The organism is Shewanella sp. SG41-4, assembly GCF_014164505.1.
Lineage (GTDB): Bacteria > Pseudomonadota > Gammaproteobacteria > Enterobacterales > Shewanellaceae > Shewanella.
On sequence record NZ_JACJFI010000371.1, the window covers coordinates 1 to 3007 of the forward strand.

Annotated in this window: 1 protein-coding gene and 1 pseudogene; one reads left to right on the forward strand and one right to left on the reverse strand. The window is 42.7% G+C overall.

What is annotated here, in order from left to right:
• Positions 1-227, reverse strand: a 227-nt coding sequence (locus tag H5202_RS19755) for a DnaB-like helicase N-terminal domain-containing protein (protein ID WP_272490478.1), incomplete at its 3' end; no start/stop codon positions are given.
• A 130-nt stretch (positions 228-357) separates the two neighbouring features.
• Between H5202_RS19755 and H5202_RS19760 the strand changes: the two are divergent.
• Positions 358-2547, forward strand: a pseudogene (locus tag H5202_RS19760) (S46 family peptidase); the annotation flags it as partial.
• Between the last annotated feature and the right edge of the window lie 460 nt (positions 2548-3007).

Here is a 3007-nt window from a genome sequence, read left to right on the forward strand (position 1 = left end):
CCCGACTCCATTAAACGTTGCATAGCAGTGAAAATCATTCGATGAGAACGAGAATAAAAATCTTCTGGCACAACCGCTTCAGAAACTCGATCCCACGCTTCAGCATCTAGCATCAATCCACCCAAAACGGATTGTTCTGCTTCAATGGAATGTGGCGGTAATTTTAATGCATTAACTTCTACATCTCTTTGCCTGTTTCTTGCTTTAAAAGCACCTTGTTGTGACATTAACACTCCCAATTTACAACGACTTTATAAAATATGGTATAACACCGTGGTCTAGCTTCATTTGCCGTCATGACGAATTAACATAACAGCTTAGTCAAACGAAAATAAAATAATTATTTAAGGAAAATACATGCGTACCGTACTCGTTGCAGCACTGATGCTCACATCTGGTTTAGCTTTTGCCGATGAAGGTCAGTGGCAACCTTATCAAATGCCATCCATTGCCGACAAACTCCTGCAACGTGGTATTGATATTCCTGCATCACAACTGGCCGACTTGGGACAATACCCAATGAATGCTGTCGTCAGTTTGGGGTATTGTACCGCCAGTTTTGTATCCCCCCAAGGCCTAGTTGTCACAAACCATCATTGTGCTTATCGCGGCATACAATATAACAGCAAAAAAGAGCATAATTACCTTGCTGACGGCTTTTTAGCACACACACTAGCCGAGGAACCTTCAGCTGGGCCAAACGAACGCTTGTACATTACCGAAGAAGCAACCAACGTGACCGATAGCGTCATGGCTAACTTAAGCACCGAACCTTTGGTTCGCTTTGAACAGATTCAAGCGAATAAAAAAGCATTAATAAAAATCTGCGAAACAGATGACAACTACCGTTGTTCGGTTAACAGTTTCCACCACGGGTTAGAATATTATCTAACTAAACAGTTAATCATTCGAGATGTGCGCTTGGTGTATGCGCCACCCAAAAGTATTGGTGGCTTTGGCGGCGATATCGACAATTATGAATACCCACGTCATTCTGGCGATTTTACCTTTTTACGCGCCTATGTGGGTATAGATGGTAAGCCTGCAACATTTAAGAAAAGTAATGTGCCATACCAACCAAAAAGCTACTTAAAAGTGAATGCTGATGGTGTAAAAGCAGGCGATGGTATTTTTGTGGCTGGTTACCCTGGGTCTACTAGTCGTTACAATTTAACCAGCGAGCTGCAATTTGCCAGTGACTGGATGTATCCAACTTACGCAAAACGCTACCAGTTGCAAATTGATACCATTACCCTAATGGGCGATGTAGATAAAGATATCGCCATTAAATATGCCGGCACTATGGCTTCAATGGCCAACCGGATGAAAAAACTTAATGGCTTATTAGATGGCTTTAGCGCCACGGATATTGTCGGCATTAAACAACAACGCGAGAATGACTTTCTTGCTTGGTTAAAAAAAGACCCTGGTGCTAACCAAAATCTCATCAGTGATCTCGAAGCGCTGCTTGCTGAAAAAAATCAACAAATGCAAACGAATTATTTCTTTAAAAATGCCCAATCAAGCGAAATGCTTCAGGCTGCTAGCAAACTTTACCGTTTGGCTAAAGAAAGAAAGAAACCCAATGACAAACGTGAGTCAGGGTTTCAGCTTCGTGATATGAAAATGTTTAAGGCGGCACTTAAACGTATCGATAGCAGCTTTGATCCCGTAGTCGATAAAATCTTATGGTTACAAGACTTACAAGCCTATGTAAGACAACCGTTAAAAAATAAAGCGTTTGATAAAGCCTTAAGCAGCTCTGACAATTTTGAACAGTTAGAGTCGAAAGTAGAAGGTTTATATGCATTAACAGAGCTTACCAACCAAGCTAAACGCCTTGCTTGGATGAGTAAAAGAGCTGAAGACTTTGAAATTAGCGATGATCCATTTATTCGTTTAGCGGTTGCCATCCATGACACTAACATGGAGCTGGAAATGAGCGAAAAGTTACTTGCTGGTAAGTTGTCATCTGTTCGTCCTGAATACATGAAAGCGATTATTGATTATTACAAATCAAATAACTGGCCTGTATATCCAGATGCTAACGGCACGTTACGGATTACTTACGGCATGGTTGATGGCTATCAATCTAAAGATGCGCTATACAAGCAACCATTTACTCGCTTAGCAGGCATCCTAGCCAAAAATACCGGCGAAGCACCTTACAATGTACCCGCTAAACTATTAGCAGCAATTAAAGCTGATGACTTAGGTAAACATCGCGTCACATCGGTATATAAACTGCAAAGCAGTTGTGAATTTATGTCTTGTTTGGATAAGCCTGCCGATTTTAACTCTGTACCGGTTAACTTTTTATCAAGCGCTGACACGACAGGCGGTAACTCCGGTTCACCGGTGTTAAATGGTAAAGGTGAGTTAGTGGGTCTGAACTTCGACTCTACTTATGAAGCCATCACTAAAGATTGGTTCTTTAACCCGACGATTACCCGTGCAGTACATGTCGATATTCGCTACATTTTGTGGATGATGGATAAAGTCGATCACGCTGATAATTTGATAAAAGAATTAACCTTGGTGTCAAAGGCTGAAAGAACCAAGAAAGCGAGTAAGGCAACGACCGAGGTAGCGGCTGAAATAGTAGCTGATGAGACGACTGATGCAACTGTGCCAGTAACAGCCGAAGTAATGGCTGAAGCCGCAACTGAAGCTCCGCCCCTAACAACTACTGAAGCCATGACCGAAGCAGTAACTGAAGCCCCTGCCCTAACGACGACTAAAGCAATGACTGAAGTAGCGCCAGAAGTTGTAACTGAAGTACCAGCCAAAGCGGCGGTTGTAGTAGTGCCAGAAGCTGTAACTGAATTACCAGCCCAAACAACGACTGAAGTAGTGCCAGAAGCTGTAACTGAAGTACTAGCCAAAACGGCGACTGAAGTAGTGCCAGAAGCTGTAACTGAAATACCAGCCCAAACAACGACTGGAGTAGTGCCAGAAGCTGTAACTGAAGTACCAGCCAAAGCGGCGGTTGCTGTAGTACCAGAAG